The organism is Mesorhizobium sp. KR2-14 (assembly GCF_040049255.1).
Classification (GTDB): domain Bacteria; phylum Pseudomonadota; class Alphaproteobacteria; order Rhizobiales; family Rhizobiaceae; genus Pseudaminobacter.
The window spans coordinates 267,550-294,150 of record NZ_JBDZDR010000002.1 but is presented as its reverse complement, the minus strand read 5'-3'; the positions used below and the strand labels follow the sequence as shown (position 1 = coordinate 294,150).

Annotated in this window: 28 protein-coding genes and 1 tRNA gene; 18 read left to right on the top strand and 11 right to left on the bottom strand. The window is 63.9% G+C overall.

What is annotated here, in order from left to right:
* The first annotated feature begins 148 nt into the window (after positions 1 to 148).
* On the top strand, positions 149 to 1,444 hold the full coding sequence (locus ABLE86_RS05920; RefSeq protein WP_348778007.1) for a lipopolysaccharide biosynthesis protein: 1,296 nt from the start codon (positions 149 to 151) through the stop codon (positions 1,442 to 1,444).
* 46 nt (positions 1,445 to 1,490) lie between these two features.
* Here ABLE86_RS05920 and ABLE86_RS05915 read toward each other — a convergent pair whose 3' ends face one another.
* The 3 genes from ABLE86_RS05915 to ABLE86_RS05905 are packed head-to-tail and all read right to left on the bottom strand — an operon-like array spanning position 1,491 to position 4,350.
* Entirely contained in the window at positions 1,491 to 2,408 is a 918-nt protein-coding gene (locus ABLE86_RS05915) for a DUF6492 family protein (protein ID WP_348778006.1), read from the bottom strand.
* Positions 2,405 to 3,178 carry a WecB/TagA/CpsF family glycosyltransferase gene (locus tag ABLE86_RS05910; protein WP_348778005.1) on the bottom strand — a complete coding sequence of 258 codons (774 nt, stop codon included), beginning with the start codon at positions 3,176 to 3,178 and terminating at the stop codon, positions 2,405 to 2,407. The genes ABLE86_RS05915 and ABLE86_RS05910 overlap by 4 nt, the downstream gene beginning before the upstream one ends.
* Complete coding sequence (locus ABLE86_RS05905; RefSeq protein WP_348778004.1) at positions 3,175 to 4,350, bottom strand: glycosyltransferase; 1,176 nt, start codon at positions 4,348 to 4,350, stop codon at positions 3,175 to 3,177. Before ABLE86_RS05905 ends, ABLE86_RS05910 begins: the two co-directional genes overlap by 4 nt.
* 278 nt (positions 4,351 to 4,628) lie before the next feature.
* Between ABLE86_RS05905 and ABLE86_RS05900 the strand changes: the two genes are divergently transcribed.
* From ABLE86_RS05900 to proC, 5 genes are all read left to right on the top strand, one after another.
* Positions 4,629 to 4,943, top strand: a complete 315-nt coding sequence (locus tag ABLE86_RS05900; RefSeq protein ID WP_348778003.1) for a hypothetical protein — start codon at positions 4,629 to 4,631, stop codon at positions 4,941 to 4,943.
* Positions 4,944 to 5,146: 203 nt separating this feature from the next.
* Positions 5,147 to 6,145 carry a glycosyltransferase gene (locus ABLE86_RS05895; RefSeq protein WP_348778002.1) on the top strand — a complete coding sequence of 333 codons (999 nt, stop codon included), beginning with the start codon at positions 5,147 to 5,149 and terminating at the stop codon, positions 6,143 to 6,145.
* On the top strand, positions 6,114 to 7,442 hold the full coding sequence (locus tag ABLE86_RS05890) for an O-antigen ligase (protein WP_348778001.1): 1,329 nt from the start codon (positions 6,114 to 6,116) through the stop codon (positions 7,440 to 7,442). Before ABLE86_RS05895 ends, ABLE86_RS05890 begins: the two co-directional genes overlap by 32 nt.
* A gap of 59 nt (positions 7,443 to 7,501) precedes the next feature.
* A complete protein-coding gene (locus tag ABLE86_RS05885) occupies positions 7,502 to 8,626 on the top strand; it encodes a metallophosphoesterase (RefSeq protein ID WP_348778000.1) in 1,125 nt (374 codons plus the stop codon).
* Positions 8,627 to 8,711: 85 nt separating this feature from the next.
* Positions 8,712 to 9,527: a pyrroline-5-carboxylate reductase gene (gene proC, locus ABLE86_RS05880; RefSeq protein WP_348777999.1), complete on the top strand. Its 816-nt coding sequence runs from the start codon at positions 8,712 to 8,714 to the stop codon at positions 9,525 to 9,527.
* Between the two features lie 95 nt (positions 9,528 to 9,622).
* On the opposite strand, the gene ABLE86_RS05875 is transcribed toward proC, so the two are convergent.
* The 5 genes from ABLE86_RS05875 to modA all read right to left on the bottom strand — a co-directional run bounded on the left by ABLE86_RS05875 (position 9,623) and on the right by modA (position 14,163).
* On the bottom strand, positions 9,623 to 10,945 hold the full coding sequence (locus ABLE86_RS05875) for an NAD(P)H-dependent oxidoreductase (RefSeq protein ID WP_348777998.1): 1,323 nt from the start codon (positions 10,943 to 10,945) through the stop codon (positions 9,623 to 9,625).
* A gap of 137 nt (positions 10,946 to 11,082) precedes the next feature.
* Positions 11,083 to 11,424: a winged helix-turn-helix domain-containing protein gene (locus ABLE86_RS05870; RefSeq protein WP_348777997.1), complete on the bottom strand. Its 342-nt coding sequence runs from the start codon at positions 11,422 to 11,424 to the stop codon at positions 11,083 to 11,085.
* 22 nt (positions 11,425 to 11,446) lie between these two features.
* Complete coding sequence (gene modC / locus ABLE86_RS05865) at positions 11,447 to 12,556, bottom strand: molybdenum ABC transporter ATP-binding protein (RefSeq protein ID WP_348777996.1); 1,110 nt, start codon at positions 12,554 to 12,556, stop codon at positions 11,447 to 11,449.
* The gene (gene modB, locus ABLE86_RS05860; protein WP_348777995.1) at positions 12,553 to 13,254 is read right to left on the bottom strand and encodes a molybdate ABC transporter permease subunit; all 702 of its coding nucleotides are present in this window, start codon (positions 13,252 to 13,254) and stop codon (positions 12,553 to 12,555) included. The genes modC and modB overlap by 4 nt, the downstream gene beginning before the upstream one ends.
* Positions 13,255 to 13,356: 102 nt before the next feature.
* Complete coding sequence (gene modA, locus ABLE86_RS05855; protein ID WP_348777994.1) at positions 13,357 to 14,163, bottom strand: molybdate ABC transporter substrate-binding protein; 807 nt, start codon at positions 14,161 to 14,163, stop codon at positions 13,357 to 13,359.
* A gap of 502 nt (positions 14,164 to 14,665) precedes the next feature.
* Between modA and ABLE86_RS05850 the strand changes: the two genes are divergently transcribed.
* Entirely contained in the window at positions 14,666 to 15,562 is an 897-nt protein-coding gene (locus ABLE86_RS05850; RefSeq protein ID WP_348777993.1) for a UTP--glucose-1-phosphate uridylyltransferase, read from the top strand.
* A 181-nt stretch (positions 15,563 to 15,743) separates the two neighbouring features.
* Here ABLE86_RS05850 and ABLE86_RS05845 read toward each other — a convergent pair whose 3' ends face one another.
* On the bottom strand, positions 15,744 to 16,052 hold the full coding sequence (locus tag ABLE86_RS05845; protein ID WP_348777992.1) for a hypothetical protein: 309 nt from the start codon (positions 16,050 to 16,052) through the stop codon (positions 15,744 to 15,746).
* 408 nt (positions 16,053 to 16,460) lie between these two features.
* Positions 16,461 to 16,535 (bottom strand) — tRNA-Thr (locus ABLE86_RS05840).
* Positions 16,536 to 16,694: 159 nt separating this feature from the next.
* Between ABLE86_RS05840 and ABLE86_RS05835 the strand changes: the two genes are divergently transcribed.
* The 10 genes from ABLE86_RS05835 (at position 16,695) to ABLE86_RS05790 (ending at position 23,387) form a co-directional block, all read left to right on the top strand.
* Positions 16,695 to 16,883 carry a hypothetical protein gene (locus tag ABLE86_RS05835; protein WP_348777991.1) on the top strand — a complete coding sequence of 63 codons (189 nt, stop codon included), beginning with the start codon at positions 16,695 to 16,697 and terminating at the stop codon, positions 16,881 to 16,883.
* 117 nt (positions 16,884 to 17,000) lie between these two features.
* Entirely contained in the window at positions 17,001 to 18,290 is a 1,290-nt protein-coding gene (gene murA / locus ABLE86_RS05830) for a UDP-N-acetylglucosamine 1-carboxyvinyltransferase (protein ID WP_348777990.1), read from the top strand.
* 133 nt (positions 18,291 to 18,423) lie between these two features.
* Positions 18,424 to 18,858 (top strand): DUF2948 family protein, encoded by a 435-nt coding sequence (locus ABLE86_RS05825; RefSeq protein WP_348778577.1) that lies wholly within the window; start codon positions 18,424 to 18,426, stop codon positions 18,856 to 18,858.
* 18 nt (positions 18,859 to 18,876) lie between these two features.
* Positions 18,877 to 20,169 carry a histidinol dehydrogenase gene (gene hisD, locus ABLE86_RS05820; protein WP_348777989.1) on the top strand — a complete coding sequence of 431 codons (1,293 nt, stop codon included), beginning with the start codon at positions 18,877 to 18,879 and terminating at the stop codon, positions 20,167 to 20,169.
* 9 nt (positions 20,170 to 20,178) lie between these two features.
* The gene (locus ABLE86_RS05815; protein ID WP_348777988.1) at positions 20,179 to 20,664 is read left to right on the top strand and encodes a UPF0262 family protein; all 486 of its coding nucleotides are present in this window, start codon (positions 20,179 to 20,181) and stop codon (positions 20,662 to 20,664) included.
* Positions 20,652 to 21,116: a low molecular weight phosphatase family protein gene (locus ABLE86_RS05810; protein ID WP_348778576.1), complete on the top strand. Its 465-nt coding sequence runs from the start codon at positions 20,652 to 20,654 to the stop codon at positions 21,114 to 21,116. The genes ABLE86_RS05815 and ABLE86_RS05810 overlap by 13 nt, the downstream gene beginning before the upstream one ends.
* A gap of 87 nt (positions 21,117 to 21,203) precedes the next feature.
* A complete protein-coding gene (gene infA / locus ABLE86_RS05805) occupies positions 21,204 to 21,422 on the top strand; it encodes a translation initiation factor IF-1 (protein ID WP_019172992.1) in 219 nt (72 codons plus the stop codon).
* 35 nt (positions 21,423 to 21,457) lie between these two features.
* Positions 21,458 to 22,087, top strand: coding sequence for a Maf-like protein (locus ABLE86_RS05800; protein WP_348777987.1), 630 nt, complete (start codon positions 21,458 to 21,460; stop codon positions 22,085 to 22,087).
* A complete protein-coding gene (yacG, locus tag ABLE86_RS05795) occupies positions 22,084 to 22,287 on the top strand; it encodes a DNA gyrase inhibitor YacG (protein ID WP_348777986.1) in 204 nt (67 codons plus the stop codon). The genes ABLE86_RS05800 and yacG overlap by 4 nt, the downstream gene beginning before the upstream one ends.
* Positions 22,288 to 22,466: 179 nt before the next feature.
* A complete protein-coding gene (locus tag ABLE86_RS05790; RefSeq protein WP_348777985.1) occupies positions 22,467 to 23,387 on the top strand; it encodes a DMT family transporter in 921 nt (306 codons plus the stop codon).
* Between the two features lie 4 nt (positions 23,388 to 23,391).
* Here ABLE86_RS05790 and ABLE86_RS05785 read toward each other — a convergent pair whose 3' ends face one another.
* Positions 23,392 to 25,590: an EAL domain-containing protein gene (locus ABLE86_RS05785; protein ID WP_348777984.1), complete on the bottom strand. Its 2,199-nt coding sequence runs from the start codon at positions 25,588 to 25,590 to the stop codon at positions 23,392 to 23,394.
* Between the two features lie 241 nt (positions 25,591 to 25,831).
* Between ABLE86_RS05785 and ABLE86_RS05780 the strand changes: the two genes are divergently transcribed.
* Positions 25,832 to 26,587 carry a Crp/Fnr family transcriptional regulator gene (locus tag ABLE86_RS05780; protein WP_348777983.1) on the top strand — a complete coding sequence of 252 codons (756 nt, stop codon included), beginning with the start codon at positions 25,832 to 25,834 and terminating at the stop codon, positions 26,585 to 26,587.
* The last annotated feature ends 14 nt before the right edge of the window (positions 26,588 to 26,601 follow it).

Below are 26,601 nucleotides of genomic sequence, written 5' to 3'. Positions count from 1 at the left end.
GACAATGCGCAATGCCACGCTAAGCACTCATGGAAAACAAACCGTTAATGGCCTTCGGCGCCGTGCATTCTTGATGCCGCGCGCCCGCGGCGACCGCACGCGCGGAACCGCGCATTAAGCTTTCGCTGCTAGCGTCGGCACTGACACCATGACCCAGGCCACCAACACCCAAACCGGGCTCCTCGGCGCCCGCCTTTCCGCCTTCCTTTCGGAACGGCGCGGCCTGATACGCGACTATTTCTCGGCCGTAAGCGGCGCGGGCGGGCGGCTGGTGTTCTCGCTCGTCTATTTCGTGGCGCTGGCCAACGCGCTCTCGCTGGCCGATTTCGGCCGCTTCGCCACCGCTTCCGCCGCCGGGGTGATGCTTTCGCGGCTGCTGGCCTTCGGCTTCATTTCGGCGCTCTACCGGACCGCGACGGTGCGGCCGAACCTCATCGGCACCTTCACGGCCGGCTTCCTGCTGCTGGCCTTGCTGTCACTGCCGGTTCTGGCCGCCGCCGGTTTCGGCGTCTACCTGCTGTTCTTCGCCGGCGAGATGGCGCTGTCGGTCTTTGCCGCCGTGATCCTGGCGGAAGCCCTGCTGTGGCGGCCGGTGGAAGTGGTGCTGATCGTCAACAATGGCTTGGGCCGCTTCGGGCGCGCCTCGGTGATGGCGATTGCCGGTACGCTGATGCGCGCGCTGTTTGCGGCGGCGTTCTTCTTCTGGCCGAGCCGGACGCTGGCTGACTGGTCGTTGTTTTATACCGCAGCCAATGCGGTTTCGGCCGTCATCGCCTTCGCCTTTTTCTACCCGCGCCAGCGCCTGCGGCTGCGGCTGCCGCTATATCTGCGCCGCATGGCGGACTCGGTCTATGTGGCCGGGGCCGAGGTGCTGTTCTACCTGCAGATGGAGTTCGACAAGCTGCTGGTGCTTTCAATTGGCGGGCCGCAGCTTGCCGGTGTCTATGCCATCATCATGCGGCTGGTGGACCTGACCGCCATCCCCATCCGCACCTTCTCGATGATGCTAGTGCAACGCATGATGCGCGCGCCCGAAATGCTGGCGCGGCTGCGCACACGCGTCGGCATCGAGCTTGGCGTCTTCACCGTCTCGACCCTGGCGCTGCTCGCGCTGGCGGTGATCCTGCACTTCTTCCCGAATATACTGGGCAAGAATGTTTCCACCGCCGCTCCCCTGGTCGGGCTTGGCCTTTGCGTGCCGGGCCTGCGCAACCTTGTCGAGTACCAGTCGGAGCTTCTGTTCGCGCGCGGGCAGACGCTGTTGCGGGCATTCAACCTCGCCATGCTGGCCGGGCTGAAGGCATTGCTTCTGGTCTTCATGCTCAAGCACGGTCCGGACGCGGCGGAACTCATATGGTCGTTGAACGCGCTGTTTGCCGCGCTTTGGGTGGCCTCGGCCGCCCTCACCTATTCCGCGCTCAAGCGGCCGGCCAAGGCGGCATGACGCTCGCTGGCAGGCGCGACCTACAGGCTGCGTGAGCGAAAAGGAGTCAGGCTTCGACCAGGCGGCGGATGCGGCCAAGATCTGTCCCGATGAAGGACTGCATGCCGATGGCCACCTGCTCGGGAGACATGGAGGCGACGAACTCGCCAAAACCTTGATCCGACAGCGGCTCGCCGACCCAGTGCACGCGGCAGAACTCCTCCGCACCGTGGAAGTGGTGCTGGCCGTGAAGAACCTCATCCACGAACCGGCCATAAAGCAGGCACTCGGAAAATTGGCGTGCCCTTCCGAGCACTTCGACCCAATCTCGGCCCGTTGTGGCCTCCACGCGCGCGCACATGTCGATAACGCTTTGACGACGCCAGGCGATCAGGGTGGAGATATAGTCGTGCGGCGACATTTCCGGATGGACGATGCCAAGCGCCCTTCCAGCGTTCTTCGACCAGATGTGATGACCATATCGCGTAAGCCCGCTCGCGACATTGTCGCGACGAAACAGCCGCACCTTGCCATCGCGCTCGAACGCTCCGCAATCGAAGGCTTTCAGGAACGCCACGTCGGAATCGACATAGACCAGCACTTCCGGCTCGACATGGGCGGCGATGGCGATGCGGCGCAGCTGCTGCACGTGCCAGCCGCGCAGTGGCATCGTCCTGAAACTCCACCACACGCGCCGGCGAAAGAGGCTGAGCGGATCATCCATGACATGGAGCCAGCCGGGCAGCAGGTCGCGCTCGTCCACCACCGTGCGGCCAGGCCGCTCCAATTGGCGGAAAAGCGGGACATCGCGCCCCTCGACCAGGATGTAGTGATGCTGGGAGCCGGTAACGTAGCGATCCAGCGTCTCGCAAAGCAGGCGGCAGCGCTCGAAATCGGGCGCGTAGCTGGCGGTGACGATGGCAGCGCGCAGCGCAGTCTGCCGCGGCGCCGTGATTTCGAAGGAGGCTGCGGCGTGCTGCATCATGCCCGCCCGAAGAATTTCTGCCGCAGCACGCGCGCCAGGAACAGCGGGTTGCCCACGACATAGCGGCGCCAAAGGCGGCGGGGCTCTATCAGCAGCCGGAACAGCCATTCCAGGCGCAGTCGGCGCATCCACAACGGTGCGCGCGGCACCGCGCCGCTGAGAAAATCCAGAAGCGCGCCGACCGCGATGGGCAGCGTGCAATGCCTGTCTGTGATCTTGCGGCTGATCCACAGTTCCTGGCGGGGCACGCCCATGGCCACCAGGAGGATATCCGGGCGCAGCCCGGCGATGCGTTCCAGGATTTCAGATTCTTCCTGCTCGGTGAAAAAACCGTCGTGAAGCACGGCGAAGCGGTGCTGCCGCGTCAGTGCAGAAAGCCTTTCCGCCGCGGCCTCGGCGTTGGCCCGCGTGGTGCCGATGAGACCGACGGTAAGCGATTGCTTCGAGGCCTTCAGGAAGCCGGGAATGAAGTCGGTTCCGTTGAGATTGGCCGGAAATGCCTCGCCGTAGAGAAGCTTGGCAGCAATGTCGACGCCGACGCCGTCCGGCAGGATCAGGAAATCCTTGAGCGCGGAAGCGAACTCGGCATCGGTGCAGGCGATGTTGGCATTGTGCGCATTGAGGAAGCTGACCTTGGTGAAGCGGCGCTCGGACAGCATCCGCTCCAGCATGCCGATCGCCTCGTCGCGGGCGACGCTGGCCACCGATATGCCGAGAATGTCCCTTCGGGAATCGAGCCCGAATGAGGCGCCGTTGGAATGCAAATTCACGCCGTCACCTCAAGGCTTATATGCCCCAGCGCCTGGAGGCCGCGCCGGAGGCCTGCGTCCAGCGCATGGCGCTGACGCCAGTAGAAATCGCAGCCATCGACGTCGCGGCATGCGCCGGAAGCCGCAAGTTGCAATGCGGCCGCAAAGGACGCTGGATCGTCGGCGACGATGCAATTTTCCGGCCGGTGGTCGATGCCGCGCAACGAACTGGCCGTGGCGACGGAGGGCAGGCCAAGCTCGAAGGTTTCGATGGTCTTTAGCTGCACGCCGGTTCCGGCCCGGCTGACCAGCGGGATGACGGCGGCACCGCGCACGAAGCTCTCGGCGTCGGGCACCCGGCCCACGAACTTCACGCCGGGATGGCTGGAGGTGACGTCGCCCGGCAGGTGGCCGGCGATCCTGACCGTGAAATCGTGCGGCAGATGCGGCACAACCTGGTGCAGAAACCATTCGAGCCCGATGCGGTTGGGCTGCCAGGTCCAGGTTCCGATCAGCGCGGCGTCGTATTCGACCGTGCGGCCTTCAGGCGGCGGCGGGTCGCTGGCGCGGGTGACCAGCGGCAGCGCGACCGACCGTGCGGGCGAAGCGACGCCGAGGGCTTCGCGGTCTTCTTCGGCCAGGGTGAAGACGAAACGCGCCTTGCGGCAAAGCCGCTCTTCGAGCTTCTCCAGCAACCGCGCCTCGCGACGATACAGGAAGCGCTGGAAGGCGCTGTGGGTGGTGCGGGCGTTTTCCCGGGCCGAGCGGTGCTCGACATTGTGCGCGATGAAAAGAGTCGGCCGATCACGGAAAACACCTTCGAAAGCGCCGGCGAACTGCACCGAGTTCAGAACATAGGCATCGAAAGGGCCGGCAGCCTCGACGGCGCGGCGCACCGTTGCAGGCCCGACCGTGCGCAGCTTGACCGAAGAGAAGGTCAGGCCCGACAGCATGGCGTCGCGCAGCCAGGCGAGTTTGCGGCGCAGCGGCGCGCCGTTGGTGCGCACGTCGACCTCGCCCAGAACGATGGTGTTTTCGGGATCGGAAGGCGAGCGTCCGGGCCAGACGAAGCCCAGCACCGTGACGCGCACGCCGGCACGGCGCAGGCCGTCTATGATTGCCGCGTTGGCAATCTCATAGCCCGATCCCAGCGCGCCGTCGGGCACGATCGATGTTGCAAACAGAAGATGCATTTCGTCCCTATTCGAGACGGCATCTATCACAACCCTATAAATCGATGATTAAAGGAAGGCAGGGCCAGAGCGTGGTGCGGAGCGCACGCAAACTCTTTTCTGACGGTCTATCTGAAATCGTCTCACCTTAATGGCGGCTACTTCGATGTAGATCGAAGTTGTCCTTTTGAGACTCGCAGATTTCTTATAGGGACAAAATACTAACCGGAACCTTTTTCACCCCTCCCTGTTTACGGAACGTCTCGGGCGCTGAACCGCAAACCCCAGGAGGAAACGGCATGGCCTTCAAGTTACTTCCGATCGCCGCGCTGGCACTGACGCTGGCAAGCGGCACCGCCCTTGCGCAAACGACCACGGAGTCCGACACCACGGATTCGAGCGGGGCCGACAGGCAGAGATCCGTCTCCAACCCCGAAATCGTGGGGCCGCTCTATCTGGACAGCGAAATGACCAAGATGCGCACGCCCGAGGAAATAAAGATGGAATGGCACAAGATGCCGGCGGAAAAGCGCAAGCAGGTTCAGGAAGATTGTCGCGCACCCCAGAGCCCTCGCGAGCAGGACCTGTGCGGGATCGTGACCGGGCTGGACTAGTCCAAAAGACGGGTGACGAGATAGCAGGCGGCGCAGCCGGCAGGTGCCGGCGCGCCCATCTGAATGGCCGGAATGCAGCCATGGGCGCCTGCAACTTCCTTCTAAATGACTGTTAAGCAAAGATTTTCTCTTCGGGCGGCTTAACCAATCCTTATCGGCACCAATGCTATGGCAGGCGACGTTAGAACAGGCGGACCCTGCGCATGAACCCTTCGCCATTCCAGGCTTCCGTTTCGATCGCCGGCCGGTCTCCGGCGCTCGAGGGCGATTGCGCGGAGGTCGTGGTCACGGTGCCGACGTTCAGGCGACCGCAGCAACTGCTTGCAACGCTGGATTCGCTCGCCGCCCAGCAGACCACCCGGCGCTTCGCCGTCATCGTCATGGAAAACGATGCCGAGGCGCGCGAAGGAGCGGCTGCGGCCCTGCCGCTGTTCGAGGCCGCCCGCCTTCCCGGCCTAGTCATCATCGCGCATGAGCGCGGCAATTGCTGCGCCTACAATGCTGGCTGGGAGACCGCGCTGCGGCATTTTTCGCGCTTCCGCCACCTGCTGGTCATCGATGACGACGAGATCGCCGATCCGCAATGGCTGAAGCGCATGTGCCGCACCGCCGAAACACTCGAAGCCGACATCGTCGGCGGGCCGCAGGTGCCGGTTTTTGCCAGGCCCGAGCACAACCGCTGGGCCACTCATCCGGTCTTCGCGCCGGCCTACACCGAGAGCGGGCGCGTGAAGGCGCTGTACTCTTCCGGCAACCTCTTGATCGGCCGCCACGTGTTGATGGCGATGGGCGCGCCGTTCCTCGATCTGAGATTCAACTTCATGGGCGGCGGCGATTCCGACTTCCTGAGCCGGGCCGCGCAACGCGGCTTCAAGCTTGCATGGTGCGCCGAGGCGCCCGTCTACGAAGCCGTACCGGCGCGCCGCGTGGAGCCCGACTGGATCCGCGCACGCGCCTTGCGCAACGGCGTCATCTCAACGCTGGTGGAGAAGAAGAAGCGCGCCGGCACACCGCTGGCGAACACGAAGGTATTCTTGAAAAGCCTGGCGCTGCTTGCCGCATCGCCGCTGCGGGGCGCGCTTCGGCTGGCCCGCACCGGCTCGCTTTCCATCGGGCTCTACCCTGTCTATGTGGCGCTGGGCCGGGTCATGGCCGACTTCGGATATGCCAATGAGCAGTACCGCCAGCCTGAGAAAAACTGAGCCGGCCGGCTCTTCGGCATCTCTTGCCGATGCCTTTTCGCGGACAGGCGTCGCCACCGCGATCGCTTCGCTGCTGCTGACCATCGTCATGGTCTCGTTCCGGCCCTTCCACGGCGATGCGGAACTGGCGAGCACCGGCGGTGACATCGTCAACCAGTTGGGCTTCGGCGCGCTGGGCGCGATCTCGGTCTTCGCCTTGCTGACCATGACCGACCGGCGGGTGCTGACGGCGCTTTTCGCGCCGTCCCTCTTGCTGGTGCTTGCGTTCCTGCTGCTTTCGGTCGCGCATGCCAACGACCCTTCTGCCGCTCTGCGCGCGGCGTCCTTCACGCTCATCGGCATACTGGTGATGGCGACGATCCTGGCCATTCCGCGCGATGCGGACTCATTTTCGATGGTTGTCGTCTTTTCAGGGTTCACCGTGGTGATGCTGAGCTATGCCGGACTGGTGCTGTTTCCCAACGCGGCCATGCACACATACGCCTCGCCCGAACCGCAACACGCGGGGCTGTGGCGCGGGGTTTTCACGCACAAGAACATCGCCGGGCCAATCATGGCCTGTCTGAGCTTCGGCGGGCTTTACCTCGTCCGTCGCGGCTGGCGCGGCAGTGGCCTGTTCCTGCTCATGGCGGCCATGGTCTTCATGATCAACACGGGCTCCAAGACGACGGCCGGACTTGTGCCGCTGTCAATCCTTCTGGTGGTCCTGCCCGGCATTGTCGGCATGCGCCTGCTGACACCGATCCTGTTCGGGGTGGCGATAGCAGGCACCGCGGTGGGCACGCTTGGTATCGTCTTCATCGATCCGCTGCGCGATTTTGTGCACCACGCCATGCCGGACCTGACCTACACCGGTCGCACCACGCTGTGGGAGTTTGCAGGCGAGATGATCGCGAAGCGCCCCTGGACCGGTTACGGCTTTGAGAGCTTCTGGGGCACGCCTCTGGTGCAGGACTCGGACCAGCCATTCGACCGGGCGTGGGACATCCGCGAGATCGTGCACGGCCATAATGGCTATCTCGACATCGCCCTCGCCATGGGCCTGCCCGCACTGTGTGCAGCAGCCTATGCATTTTTCGTCGCGCCCATGCGCGACTACATTCGCATCCCGCTCCTCAAGGAGAACGTCTATCTGGGCGACTTCCTCATGATGATCCTGCTGTTCACCGCGCTGAACGCATTCCTGGAAAGCTTCTTCTTCCGGCGCGCGGACCCTGTGTGGCTGTTCTTCGTGTTCAGCGTCATCGGGCTGCGGCTTGTGGCGCGCTTTCCGGTGACGACCAGGGTGAAGCGCTGAACTTGCCAACTTAGGCCGCGCGCCGCATCCTGACGCAGACCGAGCCCGAGGACCCGACGATGAACGCCGGCAAGCCGCCTTCTCTCACACGGCGAGACCTGATTGGCGGCGCCTTGGGAATGGCCGCCCTGCCGCTGCTGGGGCCGCACCACCGGGCCGAAGCTCAGGCGGCCCGCCCACCGATCGACGCGACCTTCATCTTCATCAGCGATGTGCATGCCTGCCGCATGGCAGTGGGCCTTAGCCCAGATTGCGAACAGGAAGGCAAGACCGACGCCAACCTCTTGCGTCATATCGCGGCAATCAACCGGATTGCGGAACGGACATGGCCGCTCGAGATCGGCGGCAAGGCCAGCGGGCTTGCCAGCGCCGGCAAAGAAATCGACACGCCCCTCGGCATAATCGTGGGCGGCGACATGACCGACGACGGCGGCGGCCAGGTGACGGCGCCCAGCGAAGGCACGCAGCTGCTGCAGTTCAGCCAACGCTATCAGCAGGGCACCGGGCCGGATCGCGTGCACTTCCCCGTCTATGCCGGGCTCGGCAATCACGACCTTGACCAGGACGGGCCGCCGCCGCATGTCGACTGGTATCGGCGCGAGATGCGCGACTATATCGAGCTCAATCACCGGCCGAGCGTCGTCTTCAAGCCGCCGGTGCCGGCAATCAACTATGATCTCCATTCCGACAATTATTCCTGGGACTGGGGCGGCCTGCACCTGGTGCAGACCCACCGTTTCGCGGGCGATACAGCGAAGGGCGCCGTGAGCAGCCTGCCATGGCTGAAGGAAGACCTTGCCACCTTTGCCAGAGATGGGCGGCCAGTGATCATCTTCCAGCATTATGGCTGGGACCCTTTCTCGCTCGAACGCTGGAACCCTGCGGCACGGCACTTCGATGACGAAGGCGCCGGCGCGCCGCACTGGTGGAGCGATGAGGAGAGACGCGCCCTGCTCTCTGTGCTTTCCGGATACGACGTCGTCGGCGTGTTCCACGGGCATCAGCACGACACGGCCATGATCTACCGCCGCGATGGGCTCGACATATTCAAGCCGAAAGCCGCCTTCCTCGGTGGCTTCGCCGTGGTGCATGTGACCGATGACTACATGGACGTGGTGATGGCCGAGGCCGTGGGCAGCGAGGGCGAAGTGAGTTTCACGAACGCGTTCAGCAAGCGGCTGTGAAACCGGCGCAGCCGATGAACGCCCGCAACCGCTTCCGCCAGCGCGAAACTCCGTCTATTGGATAGGGACTTTTCAGGAGGAACGAATGACCGTGAAAGTGGTGCTCGCCGGTTGCGGCAATATGGGCTACGCGATGCTGGCTGGCTGGCTGAAGTCGGGGCAGCTGGAACCTTCCGAGACTTTCGTGGTCGAGCCCAATGACGAGCTGCGCGCCCGCGCCACGAAGCTGGGTGCCGCCGCGAGTGCGACAGCCGCCGACATTCCCTTCGGCGCGGCGCCCAGGCTGGTGGTGCTGGCGGTGAAGCCGCAGGTGATCCGCGAAGTGACGGCGGACTATGCGCGCTTCGGCAACGGCGCGACTAGCTTCGTGAGCGTGGCGGCCGGAACCCCGATTGCCACCTTCGAGCAGATTCTCGGCGACCAGACGCCCGTCATCCGCGTCATGCCGAACACGCCGGCGGCCATCGGCAAGGGCATGATGGTGGTCTGCGCCAATGGTCGCGTGACCGCCGAGACCAAGCAGTTTGTCGACGACCTGCTGGCGGCGAGCGGCGCGGTGGCGACCATCGACGACGAAAAGCTGATGGACGCGGTGACGGCGGTGTCCGGCTCCGGCCCGGCCTACATCTTCCACTTCATCGAATGCCTGACGGCGGCGGCCGAACATGCCGGCCTGCCGACCGACACCGCCAAGCTGCTGGCCATGCAGACCGTGTTCGGCGCCGCCAGCCTTGCCGCCGAGAGCGGAGAGGAGCCGGGCGTTCTGCGCCAGCAGGTGACCAGCCCCAACGGCACGACCGCCGCGGCCCTTGGCGTTCTGATGGGCAGCGACCGGCTGAAGACGCTGGTCACGGAGGCCGTGGAAGCCGCGCGGCTGAGATCGATCGAGCTGGGGAAGTAGCGCTATAGCGCCACGAAGGGGTTGCGGATCGCCAGTCGTCCTTCGACGATCAGGCCGTATATCCCGCCGGTGGCCCAGACAAGTAGAGCTGGGGATCAGGCCATCACGCCGCCATAGAGCATCTCGTCCTGCTTGCGGCGCAGTTCGAACAGGCGCGTGGTCGGGTCGGGTGCGGCGTTTTCAGTGGTGAGCAGTTCGCCCTTCTTCACCGGCTTCAGCACCTTGCCGCCCTCAAGCAGGCCGACCGGAACGGCGCGGCTGGCGCGCGCATCCTCAACCGTCATGGTCCAGGAGCGGTAGCAGGTCTCGCCGATGGCGTCGAAGGTCTCGCCGGCGGCGAGATCGCGCTTGGCGACCGCACAGACTTCGGCCACCGGGCGCGGCAGCGGCACCATGTCGGGCCGGCCATAAAGCATGATGCGGGCGGCCGTGAGCGGCACTTCAAGCGAAGTCAGATGATATGGCCGGAAGAAGCTGTAATAAGGCCCCCTGCCGACATTCAAATCGTCCATGCGCTCGATGATGCGCGGATGGGTGGCTTCCACGATGACGAAGACGCCCGGCGCCACGCCCTTGCCGATGGTGTAATCGACTACGCCCTTGCGGCTCAGCACACCGCCATCCTCGCGCGGGATAAGCACCTTGGCCAGATCGTCCCGGTCGACCTTGGGGCCGTGCATGCCCGGCTTGTCGGGCACAAGGCCGGTGGCGTTGGCAATCGCCGCCATCTCCACCATGGTCTTGGAGCCGTCGATGAACTCCACCAGCATGCGCGGGTTCATGTTGCGGCGCTCCGCCTCCTCGCGGTAGTCGTCGGGCACGGCATCATGGTTGAGCGGGTTGTTCTTGCCCTTGCCCGCCGAGACGATGGTGTAGCCGAGCGCGGTGGCGAACTCGATGAGTTCCATGCAGCTCGACGGCTCGTCGCCGGCGCCGACAGAATAGACCACGCCGAGCCGGTCGGCCTGCTTCTTGAGATAGGCGCCGATGGTGACATCGGCCTCGACATTCATCATGACGAGGTGCTTGCCGTGCTCCATGGCCATGAGGTCGAAGTCGGCGGCAACGCCTGGTTTGCCGGTGGCGTCGATGACCACGTCGATCAGCGGATTGGTGACCAGCATCTCGTTGGAGGTGATGGCGATCTTGCCGGCCTCGATGGCCGCAGAAACCTTGGACGGGGTGTCGGCCTCCCGCGCTTTCGCATCGTCCCCATAGGCGATCTCGATTGCCGCATGTGCCGTATGCGGACGGCGCGTGGAGATGGCGCAGACCTCGACCCCCTTCATCAGCATGGTCTGGGTGACAAGGTCGGTGCCCATCTCGCCCGAGCCGATGACGCCGATGCGCACCGGGCGGCCTTCATCGGCGCGTTTGGCAAGATCGCGGGCAAGCCCGGTGAGGGCGACATTGGTCATTGGCGGGTCCGATGCAAGTCTGAAGAGGGCTTGGAAACGTGCCCGTCTTGCCAAGGAAACGGCCGCGCGTCCAGTCACACTCTAGCACATTGGCCCGGCCAGGTCGTCGCGGGGCTTCGAGTGGCGCTGCCTGCGGCTCAATGCGCCTCGATTTCGGCCTGCAGCGCCGCCATCTGCGGCGCGGCGGCGGCGAGCGCTGCCCGCTCGATGGCGCGGAAGCGGGTGACAACCGTCATGCCCACCGCGGTTAGCTGGGCGCCGCCGCCATGCTTGCCGCCCGTCTGTGCCGCCACCAGCGGCTTGCCGAACAGCTTGTTCATCTCCTCCACAAGATCCCATGCACGCTTGTAGGACATGTTCATGGCGCGCGCGCCGGCCGAGATGGAGCCGAAAGCCGCTATCTTTTCAAGCAGTTCGATCTTGCCGGGGCCGATCCTGCCCTCGGGGTCGAGATTTATCCGCAGCGTAAGAGACGGCATGCCTTCGAATTCCTTTCGGATTCTAGATATCATGCAACAAACCGGTACGGGACAAGTTTTCCTGGTCGAAGGCAACCGTCTTGATGACGGCAAAGACGGGACGCCCCACCACAAGCCCCAGCGCCTGCAGTGACTGACGGGTTATGCGCGACAGCACGCTTTCGCCATTGCAGTCGAGCCTGATTTCGACTGTGGCGGCATCGACATCGCCGATCTCGGCAACCCTGCCGGCAAGCACGTTGAGCGCGCTCAGGCCCCGCGGAGGTTCCGTGGCAATCATGACGTCGCGGGCGCGGATGCGAACGCGCACCATGCTGCCGGGTCCAGCCGCGATGCGAGGCACGCGGATCTCTCCGGCGGCGGAAGCGAGCACAGTCATGTCGAACTCGGCGTCGTGAGCGGCAACCCTCATGTCTAGGACCGCACCGCCCTCGGCCTGCTCCGTCACGGGCAAAAGATCGAGCCGCTGCATGATCGCGCCGGTTGGCCCGAAGGCAGCGACCTTGCCGCGCGACAGCACGACCACATCGCTGGCCAGCCGCGCAACCTCGGCAACGGAATGACTGACATAGACGATCGGTATCTTCGTTTCGTCGCGCAAGCGCTCGAGATAGGGCATGATCTCGGCCTTGCGCGCTTCATCCAGCGAGGCCAGCGGCTCGTCCATCAGCAGCAGCCGCGGACTGGTGAGCAGCGCCCGGCCGATTGCCACGCGCTGCTTCTCGCCACCGGAAAGCCGGCTCGGGCGCCGCTCCAGCAGATTGCCGATGCCGAGCATGTCGACAACCCGGTCCAGATCCTCATAGCGCTCGCCTGCCGGCGCGAACCAGCGCCCGTAAAGAAGGTTGGCGCGCACGCTCATGTGCGGAAACAGCCGCGGCTCCTGGAAGACATAGCCGATGCGGCGCTTGTGCTTGGGCACGAACAGTCTTTCGGACGTATCGACGAAGACGCGGCCTTGCGCGGCTATGCGCCCGCGATCGGGGCGCGCAAGCCCGCCGATCAGATTGACCAGAGAGGTCTTGCCCGAGCCGGACGGCCCGAATAGCGCAGTAAGCCGCCCCGCGCTTTCGAAGCGGGCCTCCAGCGTGAAGCCGCCAAGCTGGTGGGTGATGTCGACCGCGACCGTCATTCGATCTCGAGCCTCCTGCCGAGCCGGCGCGACACCGCCTCGGAGGCGACCAGCGCCGTCATGGAGATGGCGATAGAGACCAGGGTCAGCCGCAGCGCCCCGAGGTCGCCACCCGGCACTTGGGTGAATGTGTAGATGGCCGAGGGAAGCGTCTGCGTCTCACCTGGAATGTTGGAGACGAAGGTGATGGTGGCGCCGAACTCACCCATCGCCTTGGCAAACGAGAGGATCATGCCGGCGATGACGCCCGGCAAGATGAGCGGCAGCGTCACGGTAAAGAACACCCAGGCCGGACTGGCCCCAAGCGTGCCGGCGGCAGCTTCCAGCTTTCGGTCGACCGCCTCGATGGAAAGGCGGATAGCTCGGACCATGAGCGGAAAGCCCATGATGCCGCAGGCAAGCGCCGCACCCGTCCACCGAAAGGAGAAGACGATGCCGAAATTCTCGGCCAGGAAGGCGCCCACTGGCCCGCGCCGGCCGAAAGTGATGAGCAGCAGATAGCCGGTGACCACCGGCGGCAGGATGAGCGGCAGATGCACGATGCCGTTGAGCAGCGACTTGCCCCAGAACCTGCCACGCGCCAGCAGCAGCGAGACGCCGACGCCGAACGGCAGGCTGACCAGCATCGCCCAGGTCGAAACCTTGAGCGAAAGGTGGACAGCCATCCACTCTTCGGGGCTAAGCTGGAACCAGCTCATGCCCGCAACCCCTCGCGTTGTTCCGCCCCGAGAACCATGGCGCGCTTATAGCCCAAAAGCCCGGTCCGGGGTTGAGGAAAACAGCATCACCCTGCATCGGCCTCAGTTTGCAGAAGCCGGCACCAATACGGTGAAGCCCTGCTCCTCAAACAGCGACCTGGCCTTGGCCGACTTCAGATAGTCAAGGAACTTCGCCGCGTCCTCACTGTTGGACGAAGCAGCCAGCGCGGCCGGATAAATGATCGGCGCATGCGTGTCTTCCGGGAAGGTGGCGATGATCTTGACCTCGGGGTCGGCAACGGCGTCGGTCTTGTAGACGATGCCGAGCGGCGCCTCGCCGGTAGCGACGAGCTTTAGCGCGGCACGGACGTTCTCGGCCTGCGCTACCTTGCCTTCAACCGAGGACCAGACGCCGAGCTTTTCAAGCGCGGCCTTGCCATATTTGCCGGCCGGGACGGCCTTGACGTCGGCCATGGCGAGCCTGCCGTCGTCCAGCAGGCCGGCCAGCGGGAAATTGGGCGCGATGGTGGTCTCGGCAGTCAAATCCTTGGCCGCGATCAGCACGATGCGGTTGCCGAGCAACTGCACCTCGGTGTCGGGCCTGGTGAGGTTCCTTTCCGAAAGGTATTTCATCCAGTCGAGGTCGGCCGAGATGAAGACATCGGCCGGCGCACCGCCCTCGATCTGCTTGGCCAAGGCCGAACTGGCGGCATAGGAGATGGTGGCCGGCTGGTGTCCCTCCTCCTGCCAAGAGGCGTTGATGGCGTCGAGTGCATTCTTCAGGCTGGCGGCAGCGAAAACCACGACGGTGGCGGCGGCCTGCGATGCCGGCACCGCCGTTAGCAGCATGGCCACCATGCAGCCGATGGCCGCGGCGAAACGAATTCCGAAGCTTCTGCGTGTGCGCATGGCGCAGTTCCCGTCCTTTGGCGAATCTGGTTCGGGAATCAAGCTATGTGAGTTCTCTCGATATATCCATACGGATACAACCATATTTCTCGAACATATCAGTTTGCCTGCGCACCTGCGAGATTTTGCCAATTACGTCCATCTCGTTCTGGCCGCCGAAAGCCACCGGGGTCGTTCTTTGGCTACTACCGAGGCTTCCACATCAGCCCAAAAATCGTCGCGGCCGCATGACCCCACGGCCTGCCGAGTGTATCCGGGCTCGGGCTGCCGAACGCGGAGCACACGCCCCACTGCAACCTTTTTGAGCGGGAGCGCGTTATGGCCCGGGCGCCAATCTAGCGGGTTCGTTCGCGCGTGGGAGACTGACCGGCATGATGGGGCACTTTCAGGCAAACGCAGAAATCAAACCAGAAACAATTCAGCCGCCCTCGCACTCGACGGGGGCGCCCCGGTCGTCCGGGCGAGGCAGGCAAGTTTGTCCACTCAAGACAGGGATGGCGAAATGAGAAAAGTAAGAAAAGCAGTCATACCGGTTGCAGGCCTCGGAACGAGGTTCCTGCCGGCAACAAAGGCAATGCCGAAGGAAATGTTGACGGTGGTGGACCGCCCCGTGGTGCAATATGCCGTCGACGAAGCGCTTGACGCCGGCATCGAGCACATCGTTTTCGTGACGGGCCGCAACAAGCATGTCATCGAGGACTATTTCGACATTCAACCGGAACTGCTGGACACGTTGAAGCGCACGGGCAAGCTGGAGCAGCTTGCAAGCCTGAGCAAGATGCAGCCGGCAGCTGGTGCAATCAGCTTCACCCGCCAGCAGGTCCCGCACGGGCTCGGCCACGCCGTCTGGTGCGCACGCGACATCGTCGGCGACGAGCCCTTCGCGCTGCTGCTGCCCGACATGGTTTCGTTCGGCGAACGAGGCTGCCTGGCCGGCGCCATGGAGCTCTACCAGCAGACGGGCGGCAACGTCATCGCCGTCGAGCAATGCGACCCGACGGAGACCCACAAATACGGCATCGTCGGCAAGGGCGAGGCTGTGCGCGGCGGCTTCGCGGTAACCGAGATGGTGGAAAAGCCGGCACCGGCGGCAGCACCCTCGAACTATTACATCAATGGCCGCTATATCCTGCAGCCCGAAGTGTTCGAGCTTCTCGACACCCAGGAGCGCGGCGCCGGCGGCGAGATCCAGTTGACCGACGCCATGAGGCGGCTCTGCGAAAGCCAGCCCTTCCATGCTCATCCCTATCGCGGCCGCACCTTCGATTGCGGCTCGAAGGAGGGCTTCATCCAGGCCAATGTCGCCTTTGCTCTGGCGCGCGCCGACATGCGCGACCTGGTGCTGCAGCCGATCGCGCAGATGATCGCCTCGCAGCAACGTCGCAACGAGGCAGCCTGACAAGATATGAATGGCGCAATTGGCGGCCGGGGCAAATGCTCCGGCCGTATTCTTTTGGACATAGCTGGCGAGCAGGCCGGACAATTTATCAGGGGAACTGGCACAAGGACGCGGAGCGTTTGGCGTCCCCACGCTACGCAGAGCCCGGCCAGCCCCGCGACTCGAAGATCAACGAATTGCGTCAGTCGTCGTAATCATAGTCCAGGTATAGCCCACCAAAGTCGCCGCCAAGGGGCGAGCACCCATCGCTGTTGTTGCCGTTGCCATTGCCCTGGTTGGAGCCACCATTGTTGCCATAGCCGTTGCCATTGCCCGAGCAGTTGTTGTTGTTGCCGTTATTGTTGCCGCTGCCCCAGCCCCAATTGTTGTTGCCATTGCCATTGCCGTTGAACGAGCCGGCATTGCCATTTCCGTTCCCATTCCCGCTGCCGGCGGCAGCAACGGCCGTCATGGCGAAAAGCGCGGTGGCGGCGAGGAAGAGCTTCATCATGCCAGCATCCTTCATTGGCACAGCCCGAGGGATACGAACCGCCGGGCGGACTTCGCATCGAGCGACCCTAGGCTCCTGCCCGCCTGAACAGAAGTCAGGGAAAACCGAACAGCCCGCCGCAGATAACCTGACTTGCGAGCCGGGGATGACTGCAGCAGTCCATCTCTGTTCTGGCTGGTACCGCCGAGCACGAATCGAAGCTGCGGCGCCGAACCCGATTTCTCGCGAGACACGATTCGCCGCTTGCGATTCGCAAAAATCCACGCACCGGGCAATCAGGACCCGACGCACGCGATTCAGATCGGAAAGCCTTGGTTTGCAGGACTGCGCCGGCATCCCGGCTGCACAGTTTGCAGGCGGGGACAAGCCCATCCGGGAAAGGTAAAAAAAGCTTAGCTGGAGAAGGAATGGTGCTGCCAGAGAGGATTGAACTCTCGACCTCTCCCTTACCAAGGGAGTGCTCTACCACTGAGCTACGGCAGCATCCGATTGCGCGGGCCTTCTGCCACATGATTCCCCGGAGCGCAAGCTATGTGTGAAGGGTAATCACGATGTTTTTCGTCGGACACGACGCGGCCACAATGGTATGTATTGCGTTCGTTCCTCATCCTGGAACAGGGGGACTCGTTCGGGCCGGCCGCCATGACCGCAAAAGACACCAAGATGCCTGCCACTAGCCAAGACCAGAAGAAGGCGCGCCTGGCCGAGGAATTGCGTGCAAATCTGCTGAAGCGCAAGGCGCAGGCCCGCGCACGCCGCACCGGCGAGGCAGATAGCAGGCCGGAAGGCATCGCGGCGGCGCGCAAGCCGGACGACGCCAAGGCAAAATAGTGCAAACGGTCCGGCCAGCCGGTCGAATCAGCCGTTCTTGAACGGCATTTCAGCATGGTCTAGACGGGCCGAACGTTAATTCAGACAAGCCGGGTTTTCCCCGGAGAAATGATTCGCATGGATCGCATTAGAATCATCGGCGGCAATCATTTGAATGGCCGCATTCCCATCTCCGGTGCCAAGAACGCGGCTCTGCCGCTGATGATCGCATCGCTGCTGACCGACGATACGCTGACGCTGGAGAACGTCCCACACCTGGCCGACGTGGAGCAGCTGATCCGCATCCTCGGCAACCACGGCGTCGACTATTCGGTCAACGGCCGGCGCGAGCGCCAGCACGAAGGCTATTCGCGCACCATCAATTTCACCGCCCGCCAGATCGTCGACACCACCGCCCCCTACGAGCTGGTGTCCAAGATGCGGGCGAGCTTCTGGGTCATCGGGCCGCTGCTGGCGCGCATGGGCGAGGCCCGCGTTTCGCTGCCGGGCGGCTGCGCCATCGGCACGCGCCCGGTCGACCTGTTCATCGACGGCCTGCAGGCGCTGGGCGCCGAGATCGACGTCGAGAACGGCTATGTTCTCGCCAGGGCGAAGAACCGGCTCAAGGGCAATCGCTACGTGTTCCCCAAGGTTTCGGTGGGCGCCACCCACGTGCTGATGATGGCCGCCACGCTGGCCCGCGGCGAGACGGTGCTGGAAAACGCCGCGCGCGAGCCCGAGGTGGTGAACCTGGCCGAATGCCTGATCGCCATGGGCGCCAAGATCGACGGCGCCGGCACCTCCACCATCACCATCCAGGGCGTGGAGGCGCTGTCGGGCGCGCGCCATCAGGTCATTCCCGACCGTATCGAGACCGGCACCTATGCCATGGCCGTGGCGATGGCCGGCGGCGACGTGGTGCTGGAAGGCGGCCGCATCGACCTGCTCCAGAACGCGCTGGACGTGCTCAGGCAGACGGGCACCGAGGTCACGGCGGTGGAAAACGGCATTCGCGTGCGCCGCAACGGCGTCGCCATCGAGCCCGTCGATGTGATCACCGAGCCGTTCCCCGGCTTCCCCACCGACCTGCAGGCGCAGTTCATGGGGCTGATGACCATGGCCAATGGCCGGGCGAAGATCACCGAGACGATCTTCGAGAACCGCTTCATGCATGTGCAGGAACTGGCCCGTCTGGGCGCGCGCATCACGCTGGCGGGGCAGACCGCGATCGTGGAGGGCGTGGCCCGGCTGAAGGGCGCGCCGGTGATGGCGACCGACCTGCGCGCCTCCGTGTCGCTGGTGATCGCGGGGCTTGCCGCCGAGGGCGAGACCGTGGTGAACCGGGTCTACCATCTGGACCGTGGCTTCGAGCGGCTGGAAGAGAAGCTCTCCGGCTGCGGCGCGATCATCGAGCGGCTCTCGTCCTAGCTCTGCGGTTGGCCGGAGGCCGCTCCGGTCATTTCTGGCGCTTGCACGGCGACAAGCGGGTGTTTTGGTTGCGTGTCCTGCCAAGACCGCATAACACATGGCCAATGCACCTCGCATGGATGCTGACGCGGAAATGGGCCAGTTAAAACTCCTCGCGCTTGACGAACAGGATTTGAAGATAGTTTCGGCGCATGTCCAGGACGCCGTGATGAAGGTGGGTGAGCTGAAATATGAAGCCGCCGCCCGCCGCTTCGTTGTGCCCATGAACCGCTTTGCCTGGGAAGCCCGCACCGGCTTCTTCCGCCGCCAGTTCCAGCGCCGCAAGAGCGTGCTCGACTTCGGCCGGGTGCTCTCCGTCAAATCCGCCGGCATCGACCGCGAAAAGCCCGAAACCGTGCTTTCGCTGCTGGCCATACGCTTTCTCCGCAAGGAAGAGCCCGCCGGCACCATCGAACTCGCCTTTTCCGGCGGCGGCACCATCGCGCTGGAGGTCGAGTGCATCGAGGCGCGGCTTGCCGATCTCGTCGGCGCGTGGCAGGCCAGTTCCCGCCCCATCCACCAAATCTGAAAGTTCTTCGAAATCCAAATGGCCATCACGCTTCGCACCTCCGACCCCGACTTCGAGACGCGCTTCGCGGCATTCCTGACCACCAAGCGCGAAGCCTCGCCCGACGTGGAGGCCGTGGTGCGCGAGATCATCGCAACCGTGCGCGAGCAGGGCGACAAGGCGCTGGTCGACTACACCCGCAAATTCGACAAGGCCGACCTCGACGCGCTGGGCATCGCGGTGTCGCGGCAGGAGATCGAGCAGGCGTATCGTGATGCCGATCCGGCCACGGTTGAGGCGCTGACCTTTGCGCGCGACCGCATCCGCGCCTATCACGAGCGGCAGCGCCCCGCCGACGACCGCTATGTCGACGAACTCGGCGTGGAGCTCGGCTCGCGCTGGACCGCCATCGAGGCGGTCGGACTCTACGTTCCCGGCGGCACTGCCAGCTACCCGAGCTCGGTGCTGATGAACGCCATGCCGGCGCGGGTGGCGGGCGTGGAGCGCATCGCAATGGTGGTGCCGGCTTCGCATGGTGTCATCAATCCGCTGGTGCTGGTGGCAGCCGACCTTGCCGGCATTGACGAGATCTATCGCGTCGGCGGCGCGCAGGCCGTGGCGGCGCTGGCATATGGCACCGAGACGGTCCGGCCGGTGGCCAAGATCGTCGGCCCCGGCAATGCCTATGTCGCAGCCGCCAAGCGGCAGGTGTTCGGCACCGTCGGCATCGACATGATCGCCGGCCCCTCGGAGGTGCTGGTGATAGCCGACGGCGACAACGATCCCGACTGGATTGCCGCCGACCTTCTGGCGCAGGCCGAGCACGACGCCGCCGCTCAGTCGATCCTCGTGACCGACGACGCAGCCTTTGCCGCCGCGGTGGAAAACGCAGTGCACCGACAGCTTGAGTCGCTGTCGCGGGCCGAAACCGCCGCTGCGAGCTGGCGCGACTTCGGCGCAATGATCCTGGTAAACGACCTCGAAGAGGCCGTGCCGCTGGCAAACCGGATCGCCGCCGAGCACCTCGAGCTGGCGATTGCCGATCCGGAGGCGATGCTGCCCAGGATCCGCAACGCCGGCTCCTTCTTCCTCGGGCGCCACACCCCCGAAGTCATCGGCGATTACGTGGGCGGGCCCAACCACGTTCTGCCTACCGCGCGCTCGGCGCGTTTCTCGTCTGGCCTCAACGTGCTTGACTTCATGAAGCGCAGCTCGATCTTGAAGCTGGGGCCCGAACAGCTCAGGGCTTTGGCGCCGGCGGCGATTGCACTGGCGAAGGCCGAAGGGCTCGACGCGCATGGCCGCTCGGTCGCGATCCGGCTGAACCTGTAGAGTGGAGGAATGCGCGACACCGCCCGCCAGCGCTCAAGACTGATCGACGTCGAGCTCGACGAATCGATTGGCCGCTCGACGCCTGACATCGAGCACGAGAGGGCGGTGGCGATCTTCGACCTGATCGAGGAAAACTCCTTCCAGCCGGTGCATGACGAGGGCAAGGGCCCCTATCGGCTGAAGCTTTCATTGATCGATTCGAAGCTGGTCTTCGCGGTGACGCGCGAAGATGGCGAGCCGGTGGTGACCCACATCTTGTCGCTCACGCCGTTCCGGCGGATCGTGAAGGACTATTTCATGGTCTGCGAAAGCTACTACGAAGCAATCCGGACCGCGTCCCCCAGCCAGATCGAGGCGATCGATATGGGCCGCCGGGGATTGCACAACGAAGGCTCGCAGACACTGAAGGATCGCCTGGCCGGCAAGATCGACATCGATTTCGATACGGCGCGGCGGGTCTTCACGCTTGTCTGCGTCTTGCACTGGCGGGGTTAGTCCTGAGCGGTTCCCAGCCACGTTCGATCCTGTTCGTGTGCGGCATGAATGTCGTGCGCTCTCCCATGGCCGAGGTTCTGGCGCGCAAGATGCTGCCTTCCTCCACCTTCATCGCCTCGGCCGGGGTGCGGGTGGGCGAGCGCGACCCCTTCGTGGACGCCGTGCTTGCAGAAGAGGGCCTGTCGCTTGCCGACCGCGAGCCGCGCAGGATCGAGGACCTGGAAGACGACTATTTCGACCTCATCGTGACGCTCGCGCCCGAGGCGCACCACGCAGCGCTGGAACTGACCCGCTCGATGGCGGTGGAGGTGGAGTACTGGCCGACGGCCGACCCCACGACCGTGACGGGCAGCCGCGACCACATACTGGACGCCTACCGAGACGTGCGCGAACGGCTGAAGGCGCGCATCGCCACACGCTTCGCGACATCGCCCCAAAAGGACGTATATTAAGCGTGTTCACAAAGTGGCGATAATCATATAGGTTCCGCCAAAATTCCGGCCCGATGCCGGAAATCCAATCCTAAGCAAAGGAAGAGAATGCCGAAGGAAGAAGTCCTCGAGTTTCCGGGCACCGTGACGGAACTGCTGCCGAATGCGATGTTTCGCGTGAAGCTCGAAAATGAGCACGAGATCATCGCACATACGGCCGGCCGCATGCGCAAGAACCGTATCCGCGTGCTGACGGGCGACAAGGTTCTTGTCGAAATGACGCCCTACGACTTGACCAAGGGCCGCATCACCTATCGTTTCAAATAGGTTTTGGCACTTTTGCTCCTGCCGATGGGATTGCGATGACCGCACTTCAGAAGCTTGTGCTAGCCTCGGCTTCGCCGCGCCGGATCGAGCTTCTGCAGCAGGCAGGCATCGAGCCGGACCGGCTGCTGCCAGCCGATGTGGACGAGACGCCGCAGCGTGCGGAACACCCGCGCTCGATGGCCAAGCGCCTGGCCAAGGCGAAAGCCAACAAGGCCTTCGCATCGCTGAAGAGCGAGCCGGATTTTGCCGAGGGCTTCGTGCTCGCCGCCGATACCGTGGTGGCGGTGGGCCGCCGCATCCTGCCCAAGGCGGAGCATGTCGACGAGGCTTCCAACTGCCTGAAGCTACTTTCCGGCCGCACGCATCGGGTTTATTCTGGCGTCTGCCTGATTACGCCCGATGGCAAGCAGCGCGAGCGGCTGGTGGAGACGCGCGTGCGTTTCAAGCGGCTGGGCCGCGAAGAACTTGAAAGCTATCTTGCCTCCGGCGAATGGCGCGGCAAGGCTGGCGGCTATGCCGTGCAGGGGCTTGCCGGAAGCTTCGTGGTGAAGCTTGTGGGCTCCTACACCAACGTGGTCGGCCTGCCGCTTTACGAGACCGTGGGCCTTTTGACGGCCGAAGGCTTTCCGGTGCATTTCAACTGGCTGTCCGGCGGGCGCGTATGACCCAGGACAAGGATGGCAAGGTGACGCCGCTTCGCCCGAAGCGGCCCTGCCCCGAATGCGGCAAGCCCTCGTCGCGCGAGTCCTACCCGTTCTGTTCGGAACGCTGCAAGAGCGTCGATCTGAACCGCTGGTTTTCGGGCAGCTACGCCATTCCCGTGCGCGACGACGAGGAAGATTCCGAAGACGGCCGGCAGGACTGACCGCCGTCGCGCCTACTGCGCGTATGCGGCTCCTCCGCGGCAGCAAGTCGCACGGATCCGGCCCATCGTATTGCCCGACTCGCTCGGAAAATCGATTTCGATTGCCGCGATGATGCTGTAGTGCTCGGCGGGCACCGGGGTTGCGCGCCTCCATGCCGTTCGGCCGAAAGATCTGAAGCATGACCTTCCTACAAGCCATTCGCCTGCCCAGGAGCAATCTCGTCCTTGCGGGCATTCTTCTGATCCTGCTTGGCAACTTCATGTTCGCCCTCAACGACGCGATGGGCAAATGGTTGGTCGCCAGTTTTTCCGTCGGTCAGGTGCTGTTCATCCGTTCCATCGGCTCGCTCATTGTGCTTGGCCCGATGCTCGTGCGGCAAGGCATCGCCCCGCTGGCGCGGCCGGAAAAGCCCTGGCTCCAGGCATTGCGCGTGCTGACGGCAACCGCCGACACGGCCTTTTTCTATGCAGCGGTGATCTATCTGCCGCTGGCCGACGTCATGACATTCTACATGGCGGGGCCGATCTACATCGCGGCGCTGTCGCACATTTTCCTGGGCGAGAAGGTGGGCTGGCGGCGCTGGCTTGCAATCGTCATCGGCTTCTGCGGCGTGGTGATTGCGCTGAGGCCCTCTGCCTCGTCCTTATCGCTGTCGTCGCTGTTTGCCCTCGTGGGCAGCGTTTCCTTCGCCATTTCGATGATCCTCAGCCGGCGTCTCCGCGCCACCAGCGACACCACGCTCGTGACCTGGCAGACTGTGGGCGCGCTGGTGATGGGTCTGCTGCTGGCAATAGGCGACTGGCGCCCGGCAAACGCGCTCGACTGGTCGGCCATGTTGCTCCTGGGCGTGGTGGCCGGCACTGCGCACCTGTTGATCACGCGCTCGCTGAAGCTTGCCCCGGCCTCGACGCTGGCGCCGCTCCACTACACGCTGCTGCTCTGGGCCGTGGTGTTCGGCATCGCCTTCTTCGGCGACGTGCCCGACAAGCAGATGCTCATAGGCTCGGCCATTATCGTGTTTGCCGGCCTGTTCATCTTCCACCGCCAGAAGGTGGTCGACGTCGTCGAAGCCGACAACGTGCCGCGAAGCGTGCATTGAAGCTTCAGCGGGTATTCGCCAGATAGGCCTGTACCGACGCCGGCTCGAGCGGCCTGCTGATGAGGTAGCCCTGCGCATGGTCGCAGCCATGCGCCTTGAGAAACCTGAACTGCTGCTCGGTTTCGACCCCTTCCGCGACCACGCTCATTTTAAGGTTGTGGGCGAGGCTGATGATGGCGCGCGCGATCACCGCATCGCACACATCGGACTGGATTTCGCGGACGAAGGACTGGTCGATCTTCAACCGGCTGACCGGATATCGCTTGAGATGCGCCAAGGACGCGTAGCCGGTGCCGAAGTCGTCCAGCGTGATGATGACGCCGGCATGGTCCAGTTCGCGCAGGGCCTCCGAGATCCGGTCGCTCGAACGATCCAGCAGCACGTTCTCGGTCAGCTCGATCTCGAGCGCGGCCGCTTCCAAGCGGAATTTTCGCAGCAAACCCAGCACGCTCTTGGCAAAATCGCTCTGCTTGAGCTGGGCTGCCGCCGCGTTGACCGCGATCGGGCCCGGCTCGTAGCCCCGATCCCGCAACTCGCGCGCCATCTCCATTGATTTCTCCAGCACCTGGAGACCCAGCGGCACGATCAGGCCGCTGTCTTCAGCCACGGGAATGAATTCGGCAGGAGCGATCTGCCGTCCGTTCAACGTCCAGCGCGCGAGGGCCTCGAACCCGACATGGCTGCGGTTTTCCAGACTGACCTGCGGCTGCAGCGCGATGTCGATCTCATTGGCAGCCAGTGCCACCCTGAGCGCGTCTCCGGTAGTCTGGCGCTGCTCGACGCTGTCGCGAAGCGCGGGATCGAAGAAGCAGGATACGCCGCGCCCGCGCGCCTTGGCCTGATAAAGCGCGATATCGGCGTGCTTGAGCAGTTCCCTGGCCGTGCCGCCATCATCCGGGAACATGGCGACGCCGATGCTGCAGCCGGCAATCAGGCTGCGGTGCTCGATATCGATGGGCTGGCGCGCGCAGGCGAGGATCTTCTCGGCAATCTTCACCGCGTCGTCCGCACCTGACAGGTTGGGAACGATAATGGCGAACTCGTCGCCACCAAGCCTTGCGATGGTGTCGGACTTGCGCAGCGTTTCGCGAAATCGCTCTGCGACGGTCAGCAGTAGCATGTCGCCCGCGTCATGCCCGAGAGTATCGTTGACGCCCTTGAAGTCGTCGAGATCGACCAGCATCAGGGCACCCTGCCGGCCGGTACGCTCGTTTGCGGCGACAGCATCGGCCAACCGTTCAAGCAGCACCGCGCGGTTGAACAAGCCTGTCAGCGGGTCCTGCTCGGCCTGCCGCTTGATCACCAATTCTGCCTGCTTCAGGTCCGTGATGTCGCTGCGAACCCCGACCACATATCCGCTGCGCGACTGCCGTTCGCGCATCTGAAGCCAGCGGCCGTCGCTCAACTGCTGCAGAACCTTCTTGCCGGGATTGTGGTGTTCGCGCATTCGCGCAGCGATCCAGGCTTCCCGGGCCTCGGGCGTGTTCTTGGAGAGATTGAACTGGCCGTTCTCGACGCCGAAGCGCAGAATACTCTCGAATGAAATGCCAAGTTCGATTATCGGTGCCGATTTGTCGTAGTAGCGCCTGAAGGCCTCGTTGTACAAAGCCAGGCGGTCATCGGCGTCGAAGGCCGCAACCGCGTCGGGAATTGTCTCTAGAATATCGCGCAGCAGCGCTTCTGCCTCGCGGCGCTTCTCGTTCTCTGCGCAAAGGGCTGCCTCGGCTGCCTTGCGCCTTGTTATATCGTATCGAATCGAGACATAGCCGCGACCGTTTCCGGATGGGTCCCGCAGCGGCACAATTGTGGTGTCGACCCAGTAGAGGTCGCCCTCCTTGGTGCGATTGCAGATTTCGCCATGCCACAACCCCCCGCGCGAGATCGTGCGCCACATATCGGTGAAGAACTGTCTGGGATGCAGGCCCGAGTTGACGATATTGTGCTTTCGTCCGATCAACTCGCCGCGGGAATATCCGCTTACCTGGCAAAACAAGTCGTTGACATAGAGGATCGCTCCGCTGCGATCCGTCATGGCGACGATGGCATGCTGGTCGATGGCGGCTTTATAGGCGCCGAACTCGGCCTGTATCTGCTTGACCTTGCTGCCCGCCCTGTCAAAATCCTTCCCCGCCGCGGCAGTCGCGGCGCACAGCCCCGCCCGCCCTCCGCCTTCGAAAGACGCAGGTTCCTGATCCAATGACATGCTTTTCCCCCTCTCGGCCGCAGTGTCCCCCTAGCGCGGCCTTTCCCGTTCATTACAGTGCATGTGTGCGCCGAGCTTTGCTCCCCCACTCTCTGCGCAAGTAGACCAGCCCAGCCTAAGCCTGCGGAACACGTATATTGTTCTGCATTTCTGTCCGATCGGACCGTCAACAGCTTCATATGTACGGTAACGAATGAACCCTACCGTACATATCGAAAGGTTAACTGGAGTTTAAGCGCACGTGTTCACGCAAAAAACCTTTCCCGCCACGCCAGAGAATGCCAGCCATCTGGCCAGTCAGCCCGAATTCAGCGGCGACATCCGTAACAAGGTCCTGCTTTCGCTGCGGCCGCAGGCGCAGCTTTTCCTGCAGGAACGCCTTGTCACCAGGCCTATTTCGGTGGGCGAAGTGATATTCGCCGATGGCGCCCCCGTTACTCACGCCGTCTTCCCGAACGAGGGCGTGGTATCCTTCATGGCCGAGATGGAAGACGGCCGCAGCGTCGAAAAGGCCTCGATAGGGCTGGAGGGGTTCCTTGGCTTCGCGCTGGTGATGGGCGGCGGAAATGCGGTGGGCCGAAGCGTGGTCCAGGTGGCGGGAAATGCCTCCTGGCTCTCGATCGACGATCTCAATGCCGCGCACGAACGCTTCATATGCGTGCGCGAGGCCATGCTGCGCTACTCCAAGTCCTTGATCGTCCAGTTGATGGAATCGGTGGCCTGCAACAGCCTGCACACCGCCGAGCAGCGCGTGACGCGCTGGCTGCTGCAGGCGCTCGACCGGATGGCCGGCGACACCTTCACCCTGACCCAGGAGGCAATGTCACGCGTGCTCGGACTTCGCCGCGCAACCGTGAGCGGCATCTGCTCGGAACTGCTTGAAGCCGGCATAATCGACTATCATCGCGGCACCGTCACCATCACCGATCGAACCGCGCTGGAGCGGCGCACTTGCGAATGCTACGGGCGAGTCCTAGACGCTTCGCTGTTGCGCTGACCGCTGGCCGGGCG

Coding starts and splice junctions, on each gene's coding strand:
- ABLE86_RS05920 (WP_348778007.1), top strand. CDS start 149: ATGACCCAGGCCACCAACACCCAAACCGGGCTCCTCGGCGCCCGCCTT.
- ABLE86_RS05915 (WP_348778006.1), bottom strand. CDS start 2,408: ATGATGCAGCACGCCGCAGCCTCCTTCGAAATCACGGCGCCGCGGCAG.
- ABLE86_RS05905 (WP_348778004.1), bottom strand. CDS start 4,350: ATGCATCTTCTGTTTGCAACATCGATCGTGCCCGACGGCGCGCTGGGA.
- ABLE86_RS05900 (WP_348778003.1), top strand. CDS start 4,629: ATGGCCTTCAAGTTACTTCCGATCGCCGCGCTGGCACTGACGCTGGCA.
- ABLE86_RS05895 (WP_348778002.1), top strand. CDS start 5,147: ATGAACCCTTCGCCATTCCAGGCTTCCGTTTCGATCGCCGGCCGGTCT.
- ABLE86_RS05890 (WP_348778001.1), top strand. CDS start 6,114: ATGAGCAGTACCGCCAGCCTGAGAAAAACTGAGCCGGCCGGCTCTTCG.
- ABLE86_RS05885 (WP_348778000.1), top strand. CDS start 7,502: ATGAACGCCGGCAAGCCGCCTTCTCTCACACGGCGAGACCTGATTGGC.
- proC (WP_348777999.1), top strand. CDS start 8,712: ATGACCGTGAAAGTGGTGCTCGCCGGTTGCGGCAATATGGGCTACGCG.
- ABLE86_RS05875 (WP_348777998.1), bottom strand. CDS start 10,945: ATGACCAATGTCGCCCTCACCGGGCTTGCCCGCGATCTTGCCAAACGC.
- ABLE86_RS05870 (WP_348777997.1), bottom strand. CDS start 11,424: ATGCCGTCTCTTACGCTGCGGATAAATCTCGACCCCGAGGGCAGGATC.
- modC (WP_348777996.1), bottom strand. CDS start 12,556: ATGACGGTCGCGGTCGACATCACCCACCAGCTTGGCGGCTTCACGCTG.
- modB (WP_348777995.1), bottom strand. CDS start 13,254: ATGAGCTGGTTCCAGCTTAGCCCCGAAGAGTGGATGGCTGTCCACCTT.
- modA (WP_348777994.1), bottom strand. CDS start 14,163: ATGCGCACACGCAGAAGCTTCGGAATTCGTTTCGCCGCGGCCATCGGC.
- ABLE86_RS05850 (WP_348777993.1), top strand. CDS start 14,666: ATGAGAAAAGTAAGAAAAGCAGTCATACCGGTTGCAGGCCTCGGAACG.
- ABLE86_RS05845 (WP_348777992.1), bottom strand. CDS start 16,052: ATGATGAAGCTCTTCCTCGCCGCCACCGCGCTTTTCGCCATGACGGCC.
- ABLE86_RS05835 (WP_348777991.1), top strand. CDS start 16,695: ATGACCGCAAAAGACACCAAGATGCCTGCCACTAGCCAAGACCAGAAG.
- murA (WP_348777990.1), top strand. CDS start 17,001: ATGGATCGCATTAGAATCATCGGCGGCAATCATTTGAATGGCCGCATT.
- ABLE86_RS05825 (WP_348778577.1), top strand. CDS start 18,424: ATGGGCCAGTTAAAACTCCTCGCGCTTGACGAACAGGATTTGAAGATA.
- hisD (WP_348777989.1), top strand. CDS start 18,877: ATGGCCATCACGCTTCGCACCTCCGACCCCGACTTCGAGACGCGCTTC.
- ABLE86_RS05815 (WP_348777988.1), top strand. CDS start 20,179: ATGCGCGACACCGCCCGCCAGCGCTCAAGACTGATCGACGTCGAGCTC.
- infA (WP_019172992.1), top strand. CDS start 21,204: ATGCCGAAGGAAGAAGTCCTCGAGTTTCCGGGCACCGTGACGGAACTG.
- ABLE86_RS05800 (WP_348777987.1), top strand. CDS start 21,458: ATGACCGCACTTCAGAAGCTTGTGCTAGCCTCGGCTTCGCCGCGCCGG.
- yacG (WP_348777986.1), top strand. CDS start 22,084: ATGACCCAGGACAAGGATGGCAAGGTGACGCCGCTTCGCCCGAAGCGG.
- ABLE86_RS05790 (WP_348777985.1), top strand. CDS start 22,467: ATGACCTTCCTACAAGCCATTCGCCTGCCCAGGAGCAATCTCGTCCTT.
- ABLE86_RS05785 (WP_348777984.1), bottom strand. CDS start 25,590: ATGTCATTGGATCAGGAACCTGCGTCTTTCGAAGGCGGAGGGCGGGCG.